Source organism: Congregibacter sp. (assembly GCF_965660375.1).
Lineage (GTDB): Bacteria > Pseudomonadota > Gammaproteobacteria > Pseudomonadales > Halieaceae > Congregibacter.
Window position 1 is genome coordinate 28722 of record NZ_CBFHZO010000126.1, and the last position, 19026, is coordinate 47747.

Annotated in this window: 22 protein-coding genes; 12 read left to right on the forward strand and 10 right to left on the reverse strand. The window is 57.1% G+C overall.

Going from position 1 to position 19026, the window contains the following annotated elements; translation table 11 throughout:
* Window positions 1–44 precede the first annotated feature (44 nt).
* The gene (locus tag ACTG3T_RS13250) at window positions 45–434 is read left to right on the forward strand and encodes an MAPEG family protein (protein ID WP_439102756.1); all 390 of its coding nucleotides are present in this window, start codon (window positions 45–47) and stop codon (window positions 432–434) included.
* A 41-nt stretch (window positions 435–475) separates the two neighbouring features.
* Window positions 476–1426 carry a proline iminopeptidase-family hydrolase gene (locus tag ACTG3T_RS13255; RefSeq protein ID WP_439102757.1) on the forward strand — a complete coding sequence of 317 codons (951 nt, stop codon included), beginning with the start codon at window positions 476–478 and terminating at the stop codon, window positions 1424–1426.
* Between the two features lie 4 nt (window positions 1427–1430).
* Here the strand turns inward: ACTG3T_RS13255 and ACTG3T_RS13260 are convergent, their stop codons facing one another.
* Together ACTG3T_RS13260 and ACTG3T_RS13265 are read right to left on the reverse strand one after the other, a co-directional pair.
* Window positions 1431–1631, reverse strand: a complete 201-nt coding sequence (locus tag ACTG3T_RS13260; RefSeq protein WP_439102758.1) for a YgaP family membrane protein — start codon at window positions 1629–1631, stop codon at window positions 1431–1433.
* 71 nt (window positions 1632–1702) lie between these two features.
* Window positions 1703–4813: an error-prone DNA polymerase gene (locus ACTG3T_RS13265; protein ID WP_439102759.1), complete on the reverse strand. Its 3111-nt coding sequence runs from the start codon at window positions 4811–4813 to the stop codon at window positions 1703–1705.
* Window positions 4814–4976: 163 nt separating this feature from the next.
* Here ACTG3T_RS13265 and ACTG3T_RS13270 point away from each other — a divergent pair, with 163 nt between their 5' ends.
* The 4 genes from ACTG3T_RS13270 to ACTG3T_RS13285 all read left to right on the forward strand — a co-directional run bounded on the left by ACTG3T_RS13270 (window position 4977) and on the right by ACTG3T_RS13285 (window position 7981).
* The gene (locus ACTG3T_RS13270; protein WP_439102760.1) at window positions 4977–5822 is read left to right on the forward strand and encodes a glycoside hydrolase family 16 protein; all 846 of its coding nucleotides are present in this window, start codon (window positions 4977–4979) and stop codon (window positions 5820–5822) included.
* 19 nt (window positions 5823–5841) lie between these two features.
* Window positions 5842–6399: a DUF1415 domain-containing protein gene (locus tag ACTG3T_RS13275; protein ID WP_439102761.1), complete on the forward strand. Its 558-nt coding sequence runs from the start codon at window positions 5842–5844 to the stop codon at window positions 6397–6399.
* Window positions 6392–7582 carry an NAD(P)/FAD-dependent oxidoreductase gene (locus tag ACTG3T_RS13280; protein WP_439102762.1) on the forward strand — a complete coding sequence of 397 codons (1191 nt, stop codon included), beginning with the start codon at window positions 6392–6394 and terminating at the stop codon, window positions 7580–7582. The genes ACTG3T_RS13275 and ACTG3T_RS13280 overlap by 8 nt, the downstream gene beginning before the upstream one ends.
* 111 nt (window positions 7583–7693) lie before the next feature.
* A complete protein-coding gene (locus tag ACTG3T_RS13285; protein WP_439102763.1) occupies window positions 7694–7981 on the forward strand; it encodes an encapsulin-associated ferritin-like protein in 288 nt (95 codons plus the stop codon).
* Between the two features lie 211 nt (window positions 7982–8192).
* On the opposite strand, the gene ACTG3T_RS13290 is transcribed toward ACTG3T_RS13285, so the two are convergent.
* Window positions 8193–8582 (reverse strand): neutral zinc metallopeptidase, encoded by a 390-nt coding sequence (locus ACTG3T_RS13290; protein ID WP_439102764.1) that lies wholly within the window; start codon window positions 8580–8582, stop codon window positions 8193–8195.
* Window positions 8583–8746: 164 nt separating this feature from the next.
* On the opposite strand from ACTG3T_RS13290, the gene ACTG3T_RS13295 reads away from it, so the two are divergent.
* Window positions 8747–9874: a DsbA family protein gene (locus ACTG3T_RS13295; protein ID WP_439102765.1), complete on the forward strand. Its 1128-nt coding sequence runs from the start codon at window positions 8747–8749 to the stop codon at window positions 9872–9874.
* Window positions 9875–9917: 43 nt separating this feature from the next.
* Here ACTG3T_RS13295 and ACTG3T_RS13300 read toward each other — a convergent pair whose 3' ends face one another.
* Window positions 9918–10697 carry an SDR family NAD(P)-dependent oxidoreductase gene (locus ACTG3T_RS13300; protein WP_439102766.1) on the reverse strand — a complete coding sequence of 260 codons (780 nt, stop codon included), beginning with the start codon at window positions 10695–10697 and terminating at the stop codon, window positions 9918–9920.
* A 67-nt stretch (window positions 10698–10764) separates the two neighbouring features.
* Here ACTG3T_RS13300 and ACTG3T_RS13305 point away from each other — a divergent pair, with 67 nt between their 5' ends.
* The 5 genes from ACTG3T_RS13305 (at window position 10765) to ACTG3T_RS13325 (ending at window position 13876) form a co-directional block, all read left to right on the forward strand.
* Window positions 10765–11628, forward strand: coding sequence for a lipase family protein (locus ACTG3T_RS13305; RefSeq protein WP_439102767.1), 864 nt, complete (start codon window positions 10765–10767; stop codon window positions 11626–11628).
* Window positions 11625–12446, forward strand: a complete 822-nt coding sequence (locus ACTG3T_RS13310) for a class I SAM-dependent methyltransferase (protein WP_439102768.1) — start codon at window positions 11625–11627, stop codon at window positions 12444–12446. The genes ACTG3T_RS13305 and ACTG3T_RS13310 overlap by 4 nt, the downstream gene beginning before the upstream one ends.
* 211 nt (window positions 12447–12657) lie before the next feature.
* A complete protein-coding gene (locus tag ACTG3T_RS13315) occupies window positions 12658–12888 on the forward strand; it encodes a hypothetical protein (RefSeq protein WP_439102769.1) in 231 nt (76 codons plus the stop codon).
* 70 nt (window positions 12889–12958) lie between these two features.
* Complete coding sequence (locus ACTG3T_RS13320) at window positions 12959–13189, forward strand: methyltransferase family protein (RefSeq protein ID WP_439102770.1); 231 nt, start codon at window positions 12959–12961, stop codon at window positions 13187–13189.
* A gap of 96 nt (window positions 13190–13285) precedes the next feature.
* A complete protein-coding gene (locus ACTG3T_RS13325) occupies window positions 13286–13876 on the forward strand; it encodes a lipocalin family protein (protein WP_439102771.1) in 591 nt (196 codons plus the stop codon).
* A gap of 135 nt (window positions 13877–14011) precedes the next feature.
* Here the strand turns inward: ACTG3T_RS13325 and ACTG3T_RS13330 are convergent, their stop codons facing one another.
* The 6 genes from ACTG3T_RS13330 to holA all read right to left on the reverse strand — a co-directional run bounded on the left by ACTG3T_RS13330 (window position 14012) and on the right by holA (window position 19021).
* A complete protein-coding gene (locus tag ACTG3T_RS13330; RefSeq protein ID WP_439102772.1) occupies window positions 14012–14392 on the reverse strand; it encodes a hypothetical protein in 381 nt (126 codons plus the stop codon).
* A gap of 288 nt (window positions 14393–14680) precedes the next feature.
* Window positions 14681–16108, reverse strand: coding sequence for a Y-family DNA polymerase (locus ACTG3T_RS13335; RefSeq protein WP_439102773.1), 1428 nt, complete (start codon window positions 16106–16108; stop codon window positions 14681–14683).
* 83 nt (window positions 16109–16191) lie between these two features.
* A complete protein-coding gene (locus ACTG3T_RS13340) occupies window positions 16192–16398 on the reverse strand; it encodes a DUF2788 domain-containing protein (protein WP_008294084.1) in 207 nt (68 codons plus the stop codon).
* 9 nt (window positions 16399–16407) lie between these two features.
* On the reverse strand, window positions 16408–16845 hold the full coding sequence (locus ACTG3T_RS13345) for an OsmC family protein (protein WP_439102774.1): 438 nt from the start codon (window positions 16843–16845) through the stop codon (window positions 16408–16410).
* Between the two features lie 141 nt (window positions 16846–16986).
* Complete coding sequence (gene imuA, locus ACTG3T_RS13350) at window positions 16987–17856, reverse strand: translesion DNA synthesis-associated protein ImuA (RefSeq protein WP_439102775.1); 870 nt, start codon at window positions 17854–17856, stop codon at window positions 16987–16989.
* Window positions 17857–17986: 130 nt separating this feature from the next.
* A complete protein-coding gene (holA, locus tag ACTG3T_RS13355; protein ID WP_439102776.1) occupies window positions 17987–19021 on the reverse strand; it encodes a DNA polymerase III subunit delta in 1035 nt (344 codons plus the stop codon).
* Window positions 19022–19026 lie beyond the last annotated feature (5 nt).

Below are 19026 nucleotides of genomic sequence, written 5' to 3' on the forward strand. Positions count from 1 at the left end.
CATCGCTGATATCTGCAATAGCCCTAAACAATAGAGGAAGCACTATGCCCGTTGAAGTCCAGGTTCTCGCCTACGCTGCGGTGCTTCAGTATCTGCAGTTTGTGCTGATGGCTGTGCCTCTGAACATACAGCTGGGCACGGACTACACCGGCGGTCCCCGCGACGAGCCCAAAGAAGTAAAGGGTGTTCCCGGTCGCCTCAAGCGGGCCATGGACAATCACTTTGAAGGGTTAATTCTCTTCACTATCGCGGTGGTGGTTGTGGTGCTCGGGGACGCGGGCGGCAGTCTGACGGCCAAGGCGGCCTGGACCTATCTGGGCGCGCGCATCCTCTACGTGCCCGCTTATGCATCGGGTATCCCCATGCTGCGTTCAGCAATCTGGTTTGTGGGCTTCGCGGCTACCTTTGTGATGCTGATGGCGGCCTTGTTGTAATGAAGATAGCGTAATGAAAGTGTCGTAATGAGAATATTGTGATGACAATGATCAGGGGCTTGGTAGCCTGCACACTACTCCTTATAACGGCAGTATCGCAGGCCGAGTCAGAACTGCGTTCCGGTTTTATCGACGTAGAGGGTGGTCCGCTGTGGTACGAAGTCGCGAGCGGAGATGATGTCAATGGGAATGCGGTGCCCCTGGTCACTCTGCATGGCGGCCCCGGCGGCACTTCCTGCGGCTTGCAGCTTTTGTATCCGTTGTCAGATGAACGTCCCGTCATTCGCTACGACCAGCTCGGCACCGGGCGCTCTGGGCGACCTCGAGACCCGAGCCTGTGGAATCGCGATCGATTCGTAGAGGCTTTGCACACGCTTCGCAATGAGCTCGGGCTGGAGCGTATGCATCTTCAGGGACACAGCTGGGGTGGAGCCCTGGCTGCCTATTACGTGCTGGAGAAAGGCACCGAAGGCATCGTGTCTCTAACGCTGTCATCACCTTTGATCAGCACGCCGCTTTGGATTCGTGATGCGAACGCCCTGCGTGCCACGCTGGATACGGACGTGCAGGCGGTGCTGGACAAGCACGAGGCAGAGGGAACCACAGACCATCCCGACTATGCGCAGGCAACGGATGTTTTTTACGAGCAGTTTGTGAGGCGCGGTGAAGCCAAAGAGGAGGTCGATTGTCCGGGCGCACCCTGGAATTCGGTGATCTACAACCAGATGTGGGGCCCGACAGAGTTTTACGCCACCGGCAGTTTGCAGGACTTTGACCTAACCGGGCGCCTTAAGGAAATCGACGTGCCTACGCTGTTCGTCACCGGTGAGTTCGACGAAGCCCGACCGGCAACCGTCAAAGGCTTTGCGGATGCCGTGCCCGGTGCGCGTTTTGAGGTGATCCCGGGAGTCGGGCACAGCTCCATCAGTCGCGAGCCAGAACTGTACCGCGACTTACTGCGGAGCTTTTTGCGCGAGGCCGAGGCCCGCTAGCGTTTTAGCTGCCTTCCGTCTGGGTTTTGCAGGTGCTGATGCCTAGTATGGCATAAGGTGGGCACCAGCCGCTCAAGCCCGTTGCCATGGGAATCAACCCCAGCCAGGCCCAGGGTGTCTGGGGGCCGATAAAGGCGAGGCTAACGATGGCCGCACCGCCAAGGACGCGAACGACGCGTTCGATACTGTGTATGTTCGTTTTCATGGGGCCTCCTAAGTTTATCTTTAGTAAAGCTTAGACCAATAGTGGCGTCGAGGTACATAAGCTACACAGTCTCAATGAAAATCCCGCGACTTGGTCTCCAGGTTTCCCAGCGCATCACTGTGATCAAACAGTGCTCCGGCCACGATATGCGTGACGCCATCGCGTTTTTGTAGCGTGCCTTTCACCAGCAGCAGATGGCCCTTCATGAGGGCCTCCCGAAAGTTCTGCTGCACCTTGGGCCACACCACCACGTTGTTGTTGCCGGTTTCGTCCTCAAGGGTAAGAAAAAGCACGCCGGAGGCAGTGCCGGGGCGCTGGCGACAGGTCACAAGCCCGGCGATGCGTACAAAGCGGCCATCGTCCATAAGCTCCAGATCCCGCTGGCATTTGCATTGATTAAATGGCGCTTCGCTGCGGAGCAAAGCAAGGGGGTGGGCCCGAAGGGTGACACCGGTGCTGCGATAATCCGCAATCACTGATTCGGCAACGGCAGGTTCTGGTAAACCGACCTCGTCATTGGGCGCCGTGCTTGCGGAGTATTGTTCATGGGCCAAGAGCGGTCGCTCGGGCTCCAGAGCCATGACCTGCCAACGTGCCTGATGACGATGACCGCTCAGGCTGGCCAGGGCATCGGCATCCACCAGCGCCTCCATATCCTTGCGATTCAGTGCCGCGCGTTTGCGTAAATCCGCGATCTGGCGGTAGGGCATATCGCTGCGTGCCATGCTGATACGCCTGGCGGCGCCCTTGGATAATCCCTTGATCAGTCGCAGGCCCAGACGTATGGGCGCGCGAGTGCCCTGCTGGCCGTCATCCAGGAGCTGATGATCCCAGTCGCTGTGATTCACATCCGGGGGCAGGGCGATCACATCGTGACGGCGGGCATCCTGAATCAGCTGCGATGGACTGTAAAAACCCATGGGCTGACTGTTCAGCAGTCCCACATAAAAGGCGCTGGGATGGTGGCATTTAAGCCAGGAGGATACGTAGGCCAGCAGGGCAAAACTCGCTGAGTGCGATTCCGGGAAGCCATAACCGCCAAAGCCCTTGATCTGATCAAAAAGCCGGCGCGCGTAGTCTTCGCTATAGCCGCGATTAAGCATGCCTTCGGTGAGCTTCTTCTCAAAGGTCAGTAGTTTGCTGTTGCGGCCCCAGTTGGTGATGGCCCGCCGTAGCTGATCCGCCTCGCCGCCGCTAAAGCCCGCAGCCACCATGGCCAGGCGAATGACCTGCTCCTGAAATATGGGCACGCCGAGGGTACGCTCCAGCACACTTTGCACGGCCTGGTCGGGGTAGCTGATGTCTTCCAGCCCCTGCCGCCGGCGCAGATAGGGGTGCACCATGTCTCCCTGAATAGGCCCCGGGCGCACGATGGCGATCTCGATAACAAGATCATAAAAGCAGGCGGGTTTTAAGCGCGGCAGCATGCTCATCTGTGCCCGGGACTCGATCTGGAACACGCCGATGGAGTCGGCTTTTTGCAGCATCCGGTAGGTGGCGATGTCTTCGGCAGGTATGTCCTGCAAAGTGCGAATACGAGGATCGTAGCGATTCACCAGGGCCAGGGATTTGCGGATCGCCGAGAGCATGCCCAGGGCCAGCACATCAACTTTGAGGAGTCCCAGCGCCTCGATGTCGTCCTTGTCCCACTGAATCACCGTACGGTCCGCCATGCTGGCGTTCTCCACGGGTACCAGCTGGGATATAGGCCCCCGGGATATGACAAAGCCGCCCACATGCTGGGACAGATGCCGCGGAAAACCCAATATCTCCTGCACCAATTGATAGAAGAGCTGGGCGATATTGGGCTTGCCGTCATTGGTTTCGGTTTGCAGGCCGTGTTCGCTAAAGCGGGCTTCCAGGTCGCGCTGTTTGTCCCACCAGGCCAGGGACTTGGCGAGATCATCCACAAACAGGGGGTCCAGACCCAGCGCCTTACCCACGTCCCGCACGGCGCTGCGGGCGCGATAGGTGATCACCGTTGCCGCAAGCGCGGCTCGACGCCGGCTGTATTTCTCGTAGATATACTGAATGACCTCTTCGCGGCGCTCGTGTTCAAAATCCACGTCGATATCCGGCGGCTCGTCCCGCTCCCGGGAGATAAAACGTTCAAAAAGCAGCGAGACTTTCTCGGGGGAGACCTCGGTGATGAACAGGCAGTAACACACCACGGAGTTGGCTGCCGATCCTCGGCCCTGACAGAGAATGCCGCGGCCCCTGGCAAAGCGGACAATGTCGTAGACGGTGAGAAAATAGTACTCGTAATCCAGCTCTCCAATGAGGGTCAACTCTTTTTCGATGCGCTCCCGGATGGCGGTAGGGGTCCCGTCGGGCCAGCGCTGACTTGCGCCCTGCCAGGTCAGCTCTCTCAGGTAGTCCCGTGCGTTGTGTCCTTCGGGTACTACTTCTTTGGGGTATTCGTAACGGAGTTCATCCAGGCTGAATTGGCAGCGCCTGAGGATGTTCAGCGTCTCTGTCAGTAGCTCGTTTGGGTAAAAGCGCTGAAGCTGCTTGACGCTGCGCAGGTGTTGCTGGGCATTGGGTAACCGACGACGACCCAGTGCAGCCACGCTGCAGTTGTGGTGCAGGGCCGTCATGACATCGTGTAAGGGTTTACGGGTTGCGCAGTGCATGCGCACATCACCGCAGGCAACCAGGGGGAGCTGAAGATGAGTGGCAAGCGTTTGCAGTGCCCGGTAGCGACGCAGTTCATCATTACCGAGAAGGTAATGCACGCCAATCCAGACCCGTTCCCGACACAGACGGGCCAGCTGTTTGCCGTAGCCGCGGTTGGCCTCGCTGTCTTCCTTGGGTAGCCAGATGATCAGGCAGCGTTTGAGGTGAAAGATCACATCCCGCAGGGTGACCTCGTACTCTCCCTTAGGGCTGCGACGCCTGGCAAGGCTGATGAGTCCCGAGAGCTCACCGTAGGCCGCCCGCGTGGGCGCGAGGGCGAGCAGATGAATGCCCTCTGTCAATGTGAACTCACTACCGATGATTAGCGGTAACCCATACTCTTTTGCTGCGACATGCGCTTTGACGACGCCTGCCAAAGAGCACTCGTCGGTGATAGCGATGCCGCTGTAGCCCTTTGCTGCGGCCTGCGCTACCAGCTCTTCCGGGCGGGAAGCGCTGCGCAGGAAGCTGTAACATGACAGGCAATGAAGTTCGCAGTAGGGCATGAGCAGACAGGAAGACTGTGAGGTCCAGGTTTTTAGGGGGAATACTATACTGTATAAATATACAGTATTCACGGTTGGGCGTGTCAGGCTGTGGATCTTCCATACGCCTGACGACGCGATGAAGGCCTGATACTGGGAATGACTGCTTTATAGGATGTATGCCATGAAAAAACGACATGAAGTTGGTAGCGCATTGTTAATCGCGGTGTGTCTCGCAGCGCCTGCCTTTTCTGCTGAAGAGCTGTCGCGTGCCGATTGGCAAGTTGATTTTTTTGACGATTTTCATCGCTTTGATCCCCGGAACTGGGTGGATCACACGCCCTGGGTGAATGATGAGGATCACTGTTACGTGACCGACAATCAGTTCAATACCCGGGAGGTCAGTAACGGTACTCTGAAACTCCGTGTTGTAGATCTGGGGGAAAAGCGCCCCTGCAATAATCTGAGTAAAACAGGGGTGCAGCATCCGGACACGCAATACGTAGCAGCACGCATTGCGTCGAAAAACCGCAGGGAGTTTGTAAAAGGCCGATGGACCGCGCGCCTGCGGGTTCAGGATAGTGGGCAGGATGGCATGTTTCCCGCTTGGTGGTTGTTGGGGGCGCTTAATAACGAAGCGCCCGTGGAAGATCCCGATGAGACCGTGTGCTGGCCAATGTTTGGCTCCGGTGAGATCGATATTTTTGAGCATCACAGCGATGGTGGTCCCGATCACTATGCCGCGCGGGCGATCGTCAGCAATGGTGTCTGCGGTGATGGTGACTGGCGCGCGATGATGTTGGTGCAGGAGGCAAGCCTTGCTGAATATCACGAGTATTCCGTCGAGTGGCTGGGCGACGACCTGATTTACCGATTGGATGACGTTGAGGTTTACAGAAACGCCGGTATGAGTGATGCGTTATCTGAGCCCTTTTTTGCAATTCTCAACTTTGCAAAGATAAACGACGCCACTATGGATCGTGATTGGGTCATGGAAGTCGACTGGGTAAAGCACGAGTATCTGCCCTAAGCGACCTGTCGATAGCACAATGGAGTTTACCCCCCTGGAAGATCATGCCGTAGCGGCCTGCCGCCGCTGGATTGACAGCGTTGTAGTGCAGTACAACCTGTGCCCCTTTGCCAAGCGCGAGCTTGACCGAGGCAGTGTGGCGTTCACCCTGAGTGATGCTCGCGATGAGGAGTCGCTGCTGCAGGCCTTAGAAAAGGAACTGCAGCGCCTGGAAGATCGCCCGGAGATTGAGACCGCGTTTATCGTGCATCCACAGGTGCTCGGCGACTTTTACGTCTTCAATGACTTTTTGGGCCGCTGTGATGCGTTACTCAGTACGATGAAGCTGGAGGGCATCTATCAGGTCGCGAGTTTTCATCCGGACTATCAGTTTGCCGGTACGGCGCCTGACGACGCGGAGAACTACTCCAATCGCTCTCCCTATCCCATGCTGCATTTGCTTAGAGAGGACAGCGTGGAGCGGGCCGTTGCCGGCCATCCTGATATCAACCGTGTGCCCGACGACAACATCCGCACTCTTAATGACTTAGGTGCACAGAAACTCCAGGCCCTGTGGCAGCGCTGTCTGGATGAGTAGCCCCTCAAACTATGATGTGATCGTTGTCGGTGGCGGCGCCAGTGGTCTCATGTGCGCCATCAGTGCGGGCTATCGCGGCTTGCGGGTGCTGGTGCTGGAGCAGGGCCCCAAGGTGGGATTAAAAATTCTGGTATCCGGCGGGGGGCGATGTAACTTCACCAACGTTTTTGCGGACCCCCGCGAACATTACCTGTCGCAAAATCCCAATTTTTGCATTTCGGCCATGAAGCGATTCTCGCCGACGGATTTTATTCAGATGGTGGAGGCCGCTGGTATCGACTACCACGAGAAAAAGCTGGGGCAGCTGTTTTGTGATCACAGCGCCAAGGACATTGTCGCCATGCTGTTGGAACAGTGCTCCTACGCGGGCGTTGAGATTCGTTTGCGTCAGGCGGTGCGATCGATCAGCCCAAGAGAATCTGAAGGATTTGTCGTGGCCACCGGCGATCAGCATTACCGGGGAGCCAGGGTCGTTATCGCCGCCGGTGGTTTGTCCATGCCGAAAATCGCCAGCGACCTGGCGTTTCGCACGGCAACAGAGCTGGGGCTGAAGCTGAACCCACCGCGTGCTGCGCTGGTGCCGCTCACCTGGAATTCCAGCGACAAAGTCCGCTACGAATCGCTCTCGGGTATCTCCACCGATGTGATCGCCAGCTGCCAGGGGCACAGCTTTCGCGAGAACCTGCTGTTTACCCATAGAGGCTTAAGCGGCCCTGCAATTCTGCAGATATCCTCTTTCTGGCGAGAGGGGCTGGCGGTGGACATTAACCTGTTCCCCGATCAAGACGCCGCTGCGTGGTTGCTTGATGCACGGGAGGCTAACCCGCAGCAGCGGCTGCTTACGGTGCTAAAAACACAGCTTCCCAATCGTCTGGTGGATTTGATGTCCGGCACCTGGTTTGAGGATCAGAAGATTGGCAGCTTTTCGCCGCCGGACCTCAAGGCTATCGGGGAGCGTTTGAATGGCTGGTCCTTTATGCCCGGTGGCAGTGAGGGCTACCGGACTGCAGAAGTTACGCTGGGTGGTATCGACACGGACGAAGTGTCTTCAAAAACCTTTGAGCTGAAGCGCGTACCCGGGATGTTCGCCATTGGTGAGGCTCTGGATGTTACCGGTTGGCTGGGTGGGTATAACTTTCAGTGGGCCTGGGCATCGGGATGGTGCTGCGGGCAGCATCTTTGAAAAAGCCTGCCTAACTCTTCAGTGGTTTTTTAACAGGTGTTTTGCGTGTTAATGGTTATGGCGCTGTTTGTGGAATAATTGAGTCTGCAATCAAACTAATCGGAGAAGCAAATGGCAAACGAGGGCTACCACGAACCAATTGAAGAGCTATCAGACGAAACCAGAGATATGCACCGCGCGATCACCTCTTTGATGGAGGAGCTGGAGGCCGTGGACTGGTACAACCAAAGAGTTGATGCTTGTAAAGACAACGAACTTAAAGCCATCCTCGAGCACAATCGTGATGAGGAAAAAGAACACGCCGCAATGGTTTTGGAGTGGATACGTCGCAAGGATCCAAGGTTCGACAAGGAGCTAAAAGATTACTTATTCACCGACAAAGCAATCGCGCATAGCTAGCTTGCATAATCGCGGCTGTTGACTGCGGGTTCAGACGGTCGAGCTTTAGTAGCGGGAGGGCGAACGATTGCTTTCGATCCGAAGCTGCCCATCGATAGCTGAAAATCGAGCGGAAGCGCATGTCATATACACTGGGGCGAAATGATCGAGAGCGAAACCGTGGATAGAGCGGGACCGGGGGTATTAATTGGGGCTGCATTTGGCACTGTTTTTAGCGCAGTGATGTCGCTGCAAAGGTATTGCAGCTCTCTAGCGATCCCTTCTCCAGTCCCACAGTAAACCAGCGCAAGCGCTGCTCCGCACTCCCTTGGGTGAAGGAATCCGGCGTCACGCGTCCCTGCGCCTGGCGCTGCAGAGTGTCATCGCCGATGGCGATTGCTGCCGCCAGTGCCTCCTCGATATCGCCGCTTTCAAGAATCTGCCGCGCCGCCTGGTTGCGTGCGCTGATGCCAAGCAGCGTCTGTACGTGATGACCCACTTCATGGGCCAGTACATAGGCCTGGGCGAAATCGCCCGGAGCGCCATAGCGTTGACTCAGCTGTTCGAAGAAAGACAAGTCCAGGTAGATTTTTTGATCACCGGGGCAATAAAAAGGTCCCATGGCACTCGATATTCGATGGATATACTGTCGCGAGGCTTAACTCGGGGAGATAGGCAATGGCGTGGCTGTTACCGCTGATTGTTGTTGGCATCATAGGTCTCAAGCTCAGTAGTGCTGGCTCGGGCATAGCCTGAGTCGTCTGTTTGCAATCCAGGATTATGTCCATGCATTTATCTCCGCTCCTGTCTGATGCGCCGGCTATCGTCTACATCGACTTTAAAAGTCCCTACGCTTACCTGGCGGTCGAACCCACACGACAGCTCGAAAAAGAGCTGGGCGTGCGCTTCGACTGGCGACCCTTTGTATTGGATATTCCCAGTTATCTGGGGAGCGCGCGTTTGGGTAAAGGCGGGGAGGTTGTTGAGCAGAAACGGAGTGCCGAGCAATGGTCTGGTGTGAAGTACGCCTACTACGACTGTCGACGCTACGGGGGCCTGTACGGGCTGCGGATACGCGGCACGGAAAAAATCTGGGATACCAACCTGGTCTCTACAGCGATGCTGTGGACTAAAACCGTCTCCTTTGAGGCGACCGCGGGCTTTATCGACAGGGTCTACCCGCCCTTTTGGGTGCGCGACCTGGATCTGGAGAGTGAAGACGTTATCGTCAAGCTGCTCGACGATTGCGGTCTCGATGGGCAAGCCTTTCTGCGGTGGGCCCATGATGATGGCCTGGCGTTTAATAAAGAGTTTCAGCATGCAGCCTTTGCTGCAGGTATCTACGGTGTGCCCAGCTATGTTGTCGATGGCGAGTGCTATTTTGGACGGGAGCATTTACCCCGGGTGCGCTGGCATATCGAGGGTCGTCCGGGAGACGCGCCCGATATCACCAATCCATTGCCAGATACACTTTCTATAGACACTCCGATGCCCGAGCAGATCTTTGTCGGGCTCGACGACTCTTTGGACAGTGTGCGAGCCCTCCCGCAGCTGCAGGCGCTCCTGAGGGATTACCAGGGTGCGGTGAGCTGGGTGCGCATCCCGCCGCGCAAATCAGGCGGCACCACGCCAAGGGAGGATGGTGATTCCCGCAGCGCCATGCATCAGCGATTCCGCGGTGACACTGCCTCTGCCAATGAGCGTCGCTACGCTGTCCCGGCTCAAACGCCAGCGAGCTATGGCGAAGTGATCACTGACTTACTAAGAGCGGGCGGCATATCGCTTTCGGATAATGGGCCGGAGCAGCTCCTGCGTCCGGCAATGCCCGGCGTGGTAGTGCTTTTGGATGATGAGATTTTTATTGGTCGTCAGCATTTGCCGCTCATCGCAAGAAAACTGGGAGCGACTACCTAAGCAAACTGCGCAATGTTGGCTGCTGCCGGCGTCAACACAGTGGCTACTGCGCTGTATAACCGCCGTCGATGACCAGCTCAGACCCGGTCATAAAGCTTGATTCATCCGAGGCCAAAAAAGCCACGGCGTTTGCGATTTCGCTTGCTTGCCCCAACCGTCCCAGCGGGTGAGCGGCGACGAGCAGCTCCGCCGTTTCTGCGCCGTCTTCGCGATCTTCCAATGCCTGCGTCACCAGCGGTGTCTCCACAAAGCCCGGGTGCACGGAATTCACGCGAATGTTCAGGGGCGCCCACTCCAGCGCGGCAGATTTAGTAAGCAGGGTAACGGCACCCTTGGAAGCGCAGTAGGGGGCCGCTCCGGGGAATCCAACCTTGCCCAAAATCGAACTGATATTGATGATCGACCCGCCGCCGCGTTTTTCAAGAGCGGGGCCTGCGTAGCGCAAACCGAGAAAGACGCCATCGAGATTTACCGACAGCACGCTGTGCCACTGCTCGAGATCAAGATTCATCAGGTCCGTATTATCGCCGGCGATCCCCGCGTTGTTCACGACAATATCCAACCCACCGTAAGTGTCAGCAGCCAGTGCTACGGCGTTTTCCCAGTCAACCGGTTGCGTGACGTCATGCTGCAGGGCCGCTGCCTGCGTGCCTGCTTTGCTGAGCTCATCGGCGAGCGCCGTTACAGCGCTGTAGTTAATGTCTGTAAGGACCAACGACGCGCCGGCGGCGGCTAGTCTGCGGGCGCTGGCTGCACCAATACCGGACGCCGCGCCGGTGATGAGTGCGACCTTTCTGGCCATTGTGTTGTCTGCTGCGGTCATAGAAAAAATTCCTGGATGAGTTCCTTGTTATTTTTTGCCAGCATAGCGGCATAATGATCGCAGGAACATGGATCTTTCGGAGGCAGGCATGAAGTATGCGGAGCACTTTCGGCCGTTAGAGGCCTGCCATGCCTACGACCCTCAGAATGCCCTGTCGCTGGCCCTGGCTTGTCAGTTGGCGTATGCACCCCTGAGAGACCTAAAGCGCTGTGTGGAGAGCACCTGGGGTTATGAGTTTCTGGGTCTGGTCTCCCGTCAGAAAAAGCCCGATATCGATACCCAGTGTTTTCTCATGGCCGATGACCAGCATATTGCCGTGGCGTTTCGCGGTAGCGATTCGGGGAGTGACTGGTTTGCGAATTTTCAGGCATCCCAGGACCCGGGTCCTTTCGACAGTACCGGCGCTCACGAGGGTTTTCAGGATTCCCTGTATCCCGCGGTGATCAAGCTCACGGAGATCCTTCGACGGGACGCCTCACGGCCTAGAAAAGTGTGGATCACGGGTCATAGCCTGGGTGGAGCCCTGGGCTCCCTTTACGCCGGCATGCTCCTTGAAAACGATATCGATGTGTATGGGCTCTATACCTTCGCCAGCCCCCGGCCTGGGGATGAAAAGTTCGCCGCCGCACTCAACGCAAGAATTCAGGGCCCTCATTATCGCGTGGTGAATTCCGGTGATGTGGTCCCCCATGTGCCGCCGGAGCCTTTCTTCAGTCATCCGGGGTCCCGGATCATACTCAAGCATAATCACAAAAAGCGCACCAAGGGATCGTGGCTCGACGAGCGCATTGCGGCATTGAAGAACTTTGTAGACATGACGGGAAAGCGCTTTGATATTGCGGACCACCATCGACTGGTGGCCGACCGCAACAGTTACATACCCAGACTGATGAAAGACCTTGCCCGGGACGAGAGAGCAAAAAAACGATGACTCAGCCGCAAGCCCCGGGGCTCACCGATGTGCCGGAAACAATGCTCTGGACCCTGCATAGTCGGGCGCAGGAAGCCATGCGGGCGGACGGTGTTATCTCCGATGATAAAGCCGTGGAGATCTATCAGGGGCTTGATTACGACTTTGAGCGCAATTTTGGTCGCAGCAATCCCATGGCGGCGCTCCGCGCGCAGCTTTTTGATCGCGTGGTTTCTGCGTTTCTTGAAGAGTACCCCGGAGCCAGCGTCGTCAATTTGGGCGAGGGTCTGGAGACGCAGCGCTATCGCCTGGCCGAGGTCCCCTGCGAATGGTTCACCGTGGACCTGCCCGAGGCGATAGCGATACGCGAGCGTTTTATGCAGCCCGATGCCCGCCACGAGCATATTCCGCTGTCAGCCACCGACAGAGCCTGGATGAAGCGCATTCCCCGGGACCGTCCGGTGTGCATCGCAGCCCAGGGCCTTTTTATGTATTTTCAGGAGCAGGATGTGCGCGATTTGCTGGGAGATATCGCTATGCAGTTTCCACGATGTCACCTGGTGTTTGATGTCATACCGCACTGGGTGTCCCGGGCATCGGTCCTGGCGGGAGGGCTGCCCCTGACGCGCCATTACCGGACACCGATCATGCCCTGGGGTGTCTATCGGTTTCTCCTGAAATCGCAACTCAAAAGCTGGGTAGGACGGAGCGGTGATGTTAGTCTTCTGGACTATCCGCCCTTTCCCCGGGGCCCGGCCCGGCTGGCCAGCAAGGCGGCACCTTTGATGCCCGGCGCCCGCCAATGGATGCCCTTTGTCGTAAAGGTGACACTGCGTTGAGTCGCTGAAAAAGCGTCTGCTACTCGCAAAGCGCGGATCGGCCTGCTGTGAAACGGCAGGTCTTTGCGAGGGCGCCTTTTTCACCTGAGTGGTAATCTTTGATTCCGTTTATCGCGCAGGTGGACGCTTTTGAGCACTGATGCACGGGAAGAATGTTCCGCAGTGATACACAAAGCTCGATCATGGGGGCATGCCTCCTCTACTATTATTCATGTCACTTGTCCTGGCGACGCAAACACCTTTTGCCGCGGACCCCGATAAGGCCCTTCAGCGCTGTGTATATCTCAGTGAAAAGATTGAGCATTACACCCGATTGCGACGTAAAGGGGGTTCTAATGCGCGTATGGCGTCGTGGCGCAAGTCGCGCACCCGCTATGAAGAAGAGTTTCAGGCCGCCGGCTGTCGTAAATTCAGTCGTCAGCTGCGCCGTAAAAACCGTTAAGCTTTCCCCATGAATCTGGAACTGATAATGCCTCCGGTGATACTCCTCGCAGGGGCCGGGTTAGCGATGTGTGCTATGGCTCCTGTGGACAGCGTTGCCGCTTTTGCATTTGTATCTCGGTATGTTGCTGGTGCTTATCGCCTGGGGTTTGTATCTGGGTAGTGGCTTGTCGCTGTTTATCGCGATTGTGTTCGCGGTGTGCATGACGCGGTTTCAGATCGTACCGGAGGAGCGTTTGATGGCGCAGAGGTTCGGAGATGATTTTGCGCGTTATCGTCGTAGTGTCCGGCGCTGGCTGTAGATTCAGGATTAGATAGATGTCTCCACTGACAGTGCTTGTGCTGTTTTTTTTATTGGCCGCGGGGAAGAGGTCGTGACGGCCCTAAAAAGGAAATTTATGAAATTGAGAAAACGAACGGCGGGCTTGGGACGCATCGCTCGATGGGTTCTGGCGGGTGTCTTGCTGTCATCGCTGACGGCATGTCTGGGTACGCCCGATGGCGTGGTGGCGGTGCAGGATTTTGAAGCCGAGCGTTATCTTGGGCGCTGGTATGAAATTGCGCGCCTGGACCACAGCTTTGAACGGGGTTTAAGGAATGTTACCGCCGAGTACGCCTGGCGGGAGGACGGCTCGGTACGGGTGTTTAATCGCGGTTATGACATCGAAGATCAGGAGTGGAGCGATATAGAAGGTAAGGCCAGTTTTGTAGGTCCCCAGGATGAAGCGCATTTGAAAGTTTCTTTTTTCGGACCGTTTTATGCCTCTTACGTCGTGTTTGAACTTGAGCGCGAGAGTTACGACTATGCCTTTGTATCGGGCTTTAATCGCGATTATCTGTGGTTGCTCGCGCGAACGCCGACGGTATCCGATGCCCTGCAGTCACAATTTGTGGAGAGGGCTTCTGCGCTGGGTTTTGATACTCAGGAGCTGATCTGGGTAGAGCACTCGCCTGTGGAGGCGGATGAGGGGCCTGCGATGGGCAGGTAAGGCCTGAGCGCTAGCTGGCTAGACTGCTTTATTTATGAGCTTGGCGGATAGCCCAGAAGAGGTCCGGCGTGTCGGCCGGACCTCTGGATGAGTTGCTAGGTTGCTGTTGCCAGTTTGCTGTGTAGTAAGCGGTGCTTAGGTTCCGCTGACGTCCAGCAGTTCCCATTTGCCCGCCTGGTTGTCGCGCTCGATGTAACGGTAGCGAACTTTGCTGCCGTGAGCTGCAGTCTCGACGTCCGTGGTATCCGGGCTACTGATGAATTGTACCCGTCGGCTTTTTGCGCGGCGGTTAAGACTGCATCCAGCCTCTTCACCGCGACGCGCGTTACGGAACTTCACGTAAACGGGCTGTCCGAGTTCTTTAGCTTTACGCATGTCCACGGTGCCCTCAAGAATGCATTCCTGAGTTATTTCGGCGCTGGCGTACATGGGAAGTAAGGATAAGCCCATAGCGCTTGCTGCGATGAGCAGGCTGCTTTTAAGCAGACGGTTATTTGATTTCTTTGTGTTGTTCATTTGTGTCTCCTTCGCCTCACGGCGATGTGGGTCCTGCAAGTTTCTCGATTCCTTCCGTTCCTGTCGGTACCCGGGGTTAAAATTTATGCCTGCAGTTGCATTTACAAGGACCTGTTTACAAGGACTTACTTATAACGGCCTGATCATGACGATCTGATGCAAATTGTCACAAAAATGACATAAAGCTGTGCTAAGCAGGAATCCATAATACGCCGAATTCACAGGGAAAAGCTATATTTTTCATAAAATTGTAATAATATTGTCATATTCGGTCGAACTATTTGCCGCTTACGCGAAAAACCCCTGCATAAACCACCGTTGCTCCCGACGCTCATGGAACACCCAGAACCGCTGTCCCTGGGTGTTGCGCGCCACAAAATAATCCCGGCTGGTACTGCGCTCCCACCAGCCGTCCTCAATGCGTTCCGGTCCATAAATCAGCTCCAGACGGCCGCCCCAGAACAGCAGTTCGCCGGCCTCATGGCGGAGTGCTTCCGGCTTTGGCAATAGCCAGAAGGGTCGCTGCGCCGTATCCGCCGGAGGGAGTGGGTTGGCTGTGCCCGTGGTTGCCACCGCTGTAGTGTGCTCTGGCAGGTGGGCATCCCGGTGGTGGAGGCTGTTGACTGCCTGGGTTCCCAGGCGGTTACTGAGCAGGTCTACCAGCTCGCTGGTTGAATCTGATTGGCTGGCCTGGCGGAACAGGTCACCGCTGGCCGGGTGCGCGGATTCCAGCTGCTCAGCGCGCAGCTGCACCAGTTCGACCTCTTCGGTAAAAGGCTGCCGCTCCAGGCGAAGCCGGGTCAGACGATACCAGTCCTGTCGCGGTGTGCGCGCCTCGCTGGTACGTACGTCCAGTACTTCCCGGTAATCGTTAACGCCGGAAAAATGCCAGACAAGCTGCCGGGTCTGTAATTGTCGCTGGCGGAGATAATCATCCAGTGATGCCAGCAATTGCTCCAGCGCCGGGCCCAGTTCGTCCTGGTTGCGCACGGGATAACCCAGCGGGTAACTGTCCACAAAGCAGCTGGGGGGCTCGAAATGCACCGGCGGCGCGACCACTTCGCCGCTTAGGTGCTGAAGAAGCTTCCGGAACTGTGCTCCGCAGCGTCGGTTCAGGGAGGCGCTGGGGAGTGCGAGAACCTCCCCCAGCGTTTTAAAGCCGCTGCGCTGCAAGACAATAAACTGTTCGTGCAGGGGTTCCAGTATGCGCAGGGGAAGCTTATGAAGCTTGTCTCTCTGGGAGTAATCCGTCGTAGCGCTATCGCCGCTTGCGGTGTAAGAAAACGCCCAGGCGGCGAGAGGCGTTGTACCCAGGGCTATATCTGCACTGTAACCGCGCCCCGCCAGTCCCTGGCGGGCATGACGAATAATGGCATCGCTGCCGCCAAAGAGTTTCAGGGAGCCGCCAATTTCGAGCATCAGGCAGTCGCCCCGAAAGGGATACAGGTGTGGGGTAATGCCATAGGCCCAGCAGCAGAGATTCTCCAGCGCCTGGGCTTCGGCCTCGGGTTCCCGGGGCAAGAGCTGCAGCGGGCTGTCTCCTGCCAGGCTGCGAGCAGCGGCCGGATCCATGCCGGGCTCCAGGCCCAGCAGGCTGGCCGTTGCGTTGACGGCATGGATGCGCTGCTTCTCCACGACAGCGAGCGCTTGAGGCCGCCGCTGAGGGAGGCATTGAACCGCCAGTTCACTGAGGCGCAGACATAGCCAGAGTTGCATGAGAAAAGCCCGAGCACTGTATATTTATACAGTACTCGACTTTCTGGTTTATGGCGATAGCTGGCGGTCGAAAAGACCTGCTCTTAGTTCATGCCGCGCTCTAAAAGATAGCTGATGGCGATCTTGATCACGAAACCCAGAACACCCAGGGCGAGGGCAAGATAGAGAATCATGGTGCCAAAGACGCCGGCGTTACTGCGCTTGGCAAGATCCCAGATGATAAACACCATAAATAGAATCAGACCGCCGACTCCAATGGTGACGCCGTACTCTGTGAGCCACAGATCCATGGGGAGGCGTCAGTCGTCCACCGTGACCGTCGTGCTGAGAGTGCTGTCGGCGATGAGCGAGTTCGTGATCAGGCAGCTTTGTTCAGCTTTGTGCAGGAGTTTCTCGGCTTTTTCGGCATCGGCACCGGCGGGAATATTCAGGGAGGCTTCTACCTTGATGCCGGTGAATCGAGTAACCCGCTCTACGCGATCCAGAGTGCCGGATGCGTGGCATTGCAGCTCGTTCCAATCCAGTTTTGAGGCGCGGGCGATAGCCCGGAAGGACAGAATGAAGCAATCCGCTACCGCCGCAACGAGCAATGACTCGGGGGACCACTTGTCTCCGGGGCCGCCGAATTCCGCCGGTGGCGCCGTTACGATTTCTGAAACATTAGCGGCGGTGATTACCACGGGGCTGTCAGTTGTGGCGCGGCCGCTGGCCTGATAGTGATGGGGGAAATCTTGCATGAGAATCATTCCTGTCTTGATGGACGTGTTCGATAAAGTGCCTGCATTTTATGGCAGAGCACTCATGACAGGAAACAGGTAACACGGTTCCGCGGCCATTACCCCATTGTTGCAGGTTTTGGCTTGGATTCCGGTTTGGCTCTAAGAGGCGGCGCGACTCGCCGGTGCAATCTCGTCCTTGGGCAGCTCCCAAAGCTGAGGCTGGTGGGGCACATCATCCTCCGGTGGTAAATAGACATCGATACCCTGTATGCCGCTGCGCTGCTTGAGGATATGCACCTGCCGGTACGCATTCATCTGTAAGCGCAGGGCAGCCGGAGCGTGCTGGTGTGCGGCGTCCTGAGAGCGGAACAACACGGCTAGCGTATTGCCTCGCGCCGCAGCCAATTGCAGCCTTCGCAGCTCTGCGTAACGGTACTCGCCATTTCCCAACCAGCTGAACACCACGCTGCAGGTGCCACTGCGGAGGGCCTGCTCGGTGCTCCACAGTAGTTCTTCGCGTTCCCTGGGGTGTATGAGGAGGATTTTCTGGGTATCAACCCCCCGGGCTGCGAGCAGGGGAGCATAGGGCGTGTAGGGGGGGGCGATAAACGCCTGCCAGCGCTCCTGCTGGCTGAGATCTTCCATGGCCGGCAGGAACAAACCCATGGCGCCCATGCCCGAGGCGTCACTCATGACTTCGATGCAGGTGCCCAGGGGCCAGCCCTGCTCGCACAGGCGGGCATCCAGTGCGCCAAATCCGGTAGGGATGCGTTGATGGTGATGGAGGTCACTGTTTGCCGCGCCATCACTGTGTCGTTTGCTTTGAGGACTTTCAACAAGTGGCGTACGGGCAAGATCACTATAACCGAGCCAGGTATCGCGCCGGTTGATGACGCTGTGCAGGCTTTCGGGAATCTCTTTTGCTGCCAGTCCCTCTGCCAGTCCTGCCGCCAGGTGATGAACGCTTTTATGGGCGTTGTGGGGGTTATGAAGCTTGCCTTGTAAAGTATTGCCCGGATCCTGATGCATCGCCGCTCTCCAAAAGTACTGTATATAAAAACAGTAGTCTGGATTCGAACATTCCGCAAGTAAATACTTTTGACCTGTCGTCTATTGAGACATGTTCACAAAACAGGTTTTCGAGGGTGGCGTACCCAAACTAGGCCGACCGGGACAGGGTGGGCTTTCCGTCAAGGGCAATACCGGTCACCAGCCACTCGGTTTGCTCCCATGGGTCACCCTGGGCGTAGCCCTTGATACAGCCGTCAACGTGGGCGGCCAGGGAAAGGAGTTCTTCACAGCTTTCCACTGAGTGTCTCTGCATAGCGGCCTGAACCACTGCCTGGCGGCTTTTCCAGACCCGTGCCTCGTTGAGCGCCTGCATGGGTTGTCGTCCTGCCTCTAAGGCTTGCAAAAGCCCCCGCAGAAGACGCAATTCCCGCACCACTCCCCACAGCAGCGCCGGTGGCTGGATGCCCTCCGATCGGAGGCCGTGAAGCATGCGCAGGCTGTCTTCGGCGCGTCCCGCCAGCGCCACGTCAATCAGCGCAAAGCTGTCAAAACGGGCACTGTTGGCCACCGCATAGGCAACCTGTTTGGTCGTTACCGTGCTGTCGCCCGCCAGTAGGCGGAGTTTCTCCAGTTCCTGCACGGCCGCCAGCAGATTGCCTTCGACTCTTTCGGCGAGGAGGGTCAGGCCGTCGCGGTCAATGGACAAATTGATACTTCGCGCACGCCTTTCCAGCCAGCGGGGAAGTTCATCGGCATTGACGGGCCAGAGCTGTATGGTCGCGCCCGCCTGATCTATGGCCTTGTACCACTTACTGTTGGTGCTGGCCCTGTCGATCTTCCCTGCGACAATTAACAGTGTGTCGTTCTCCGGCGCCTGATCCAGGTATTCCTGCAGGGCTTTGCTGCCCTCGGTGCCCGGCTTGCCGTTGGGAATGCGCACTTCGATGAGACGCTGTTCCGCAAACAACGACATGCTGCTGGCATCCTGCGTGAGATCCTGCCAGTTAAAGCTGCGATCGCTTGCGTCGACGACATGACGTTCGTGGCAGCCTGCCCGGCGCGCCGCTGCTCGAACCTGGTCGGCGCACTCCTGCACCAGCAGCGTTTCGTCGCCGCTAATGAGGTAGACACGATGGAGCGTGCGGTCCAGATCCTGGGCAAGCTTTTCGGGATAGATTCGCATGGGCT

Coding starts and splice junctions, on each gene's coding strand:
- ACTG3T_RS13280 (WP_439102762.1), top strand. CDS start 6,392: ATGAGTAGCCCCTCAAACTATGATGTGATCGTTGTCGGTGGCGGCGCC.
- ACTG3T_RS13260 (WP_439102758.1), bottom strand. CDS start 1,631: ATGAAAACGAACATACACAGTATCGAACGCGTCGTTCGCGTCCTTGGC.
- ACTG3T_RS13340 (WP_008294084.1), bottom strand. CDS start 16,398: ATGGATCTGTGGCTCACAGAGTACGGCGTCACCATTGGAGTCGGCGGT.
- ACTG3T_RS13270 (WP_439102760.1), top strand. CDS start 4,977: ATGAAAAAACGACATGAAGTTGGTAGCGCATTGTTAATCGCGGTGTGT.
- ACTG3T_RS13310 (WP_439102768.1), top strand. CDS start 11,625: ATGACTCAGCCGCAAGCCCCGGGGCTCACCGATGTGCCGGAAACAATG.
- ACTG3T_RS13290 (WP_439102764.1), bottom strand. CDS start 8,582: ATGGGACCTTTTTATTGCCCCGGTGATCAAAAAATCTACCTGGACTTG.
- ACTG3T_RS13315 (WP_439102769.1), top strand. CDS start 12,658: ATGTCACTTGTCCTGGCGACGCAAACACCTTTTGCCGCGGACCCCGAT.
- ACTG3T_RS13305 (WP_439102767.1), top strand. CDS start 10,765: ATGGATCTTTCGGAGGCAGGCATGAAGTATGCGGAGCACTTTCGGCCG.
- ACTG3T_RS13275 (WP_439102761.1), top strand. CDS start 5,842: ATGGAGTTTACCCCCCTGGAAGATCATGCCGTAGCGGCCTGCCGCCGC.
- ACTG3T_RS13250 (WP_439102756.1), top strand. CDS start 45: ATGCCCGTTGAAGTCCAGGTTCTCGCCTACGCTGCGGTGCTTCAGTAT.
- holA (WP_439102776.1), bottom strand. CDS start 19,021: ATGCGAATCTATCCCGAAAAGCTTGCCCAGGATCTGGACCGCACGCTC.
- ACTG3T_RS13295 (WP_439102765.1), top strand. CDS start 8,747: ATGCATTTATCTCCGCTCCTGTCTGATGCGCCGGCTATCGTCTACATC.
- ACTG3T_RS13345 (WP_439102774.1), bottom strand. CDS start 16,845: ATGCAAGATTTCCCCCATCACTATCAGGCCAGCGGCCGCGCCACAACT.
- ACTG3T_RS13300 (WP_439102766.1), bottom strand. CDS start 10,697: ATGACCGCAGCAGACAACACAATGGCCAGAAAGGTCGCACTCATCACC.
- ACTG3T_RS13265 (WP_439102759.1), bottom strand. CDS start 4,813: ATGCCCTACTGCGAACTTCATTGCCTGTCATGTTACAGCTTCCTGCGC.
- ACTG3T_RS13285 (WP_439102763.1), top strand. CDS start 7,694: ATGGCAAACGAGGGCTACCACGAACCAATTGAAGAGCTATCAGACGAA.
- ACTG3T_RS13255 (WP_439102757.1), top strand. CDS start 476: ATGACAATGATCAGGGGCTTGGTAGCCTGCACACTACTCCTTATAACG.
- ACTG3T_RS13330 (WP_439102772.1), bottom strand. CDS start 14,392: ATGAACAACACAAAGAAATCAAATAACCGTCTGCTTAAAAGCAGCCTG.
- imuA (WP_439102775.1), bottom strand. CDS start 17,856: ATGCATCAGGATCCGGGCAATACTTTACAAGGCAAGCTTCATAACCCC.
- ACTG3T_RS13335 (WP_439102773.1), bottom strand. CDS start 16,108: ATGCAACTCTGGCTATGTCTGCGCCTCAGTGAACTGGCGGTTCAATGC.
- ACTG3T_RS13325 (WP_439102771.1), top strand. CDS start 13,286: ATGAAATTGAGAAAACGAACGGCGGGCTTGGGACGCATCGCTCGATGG.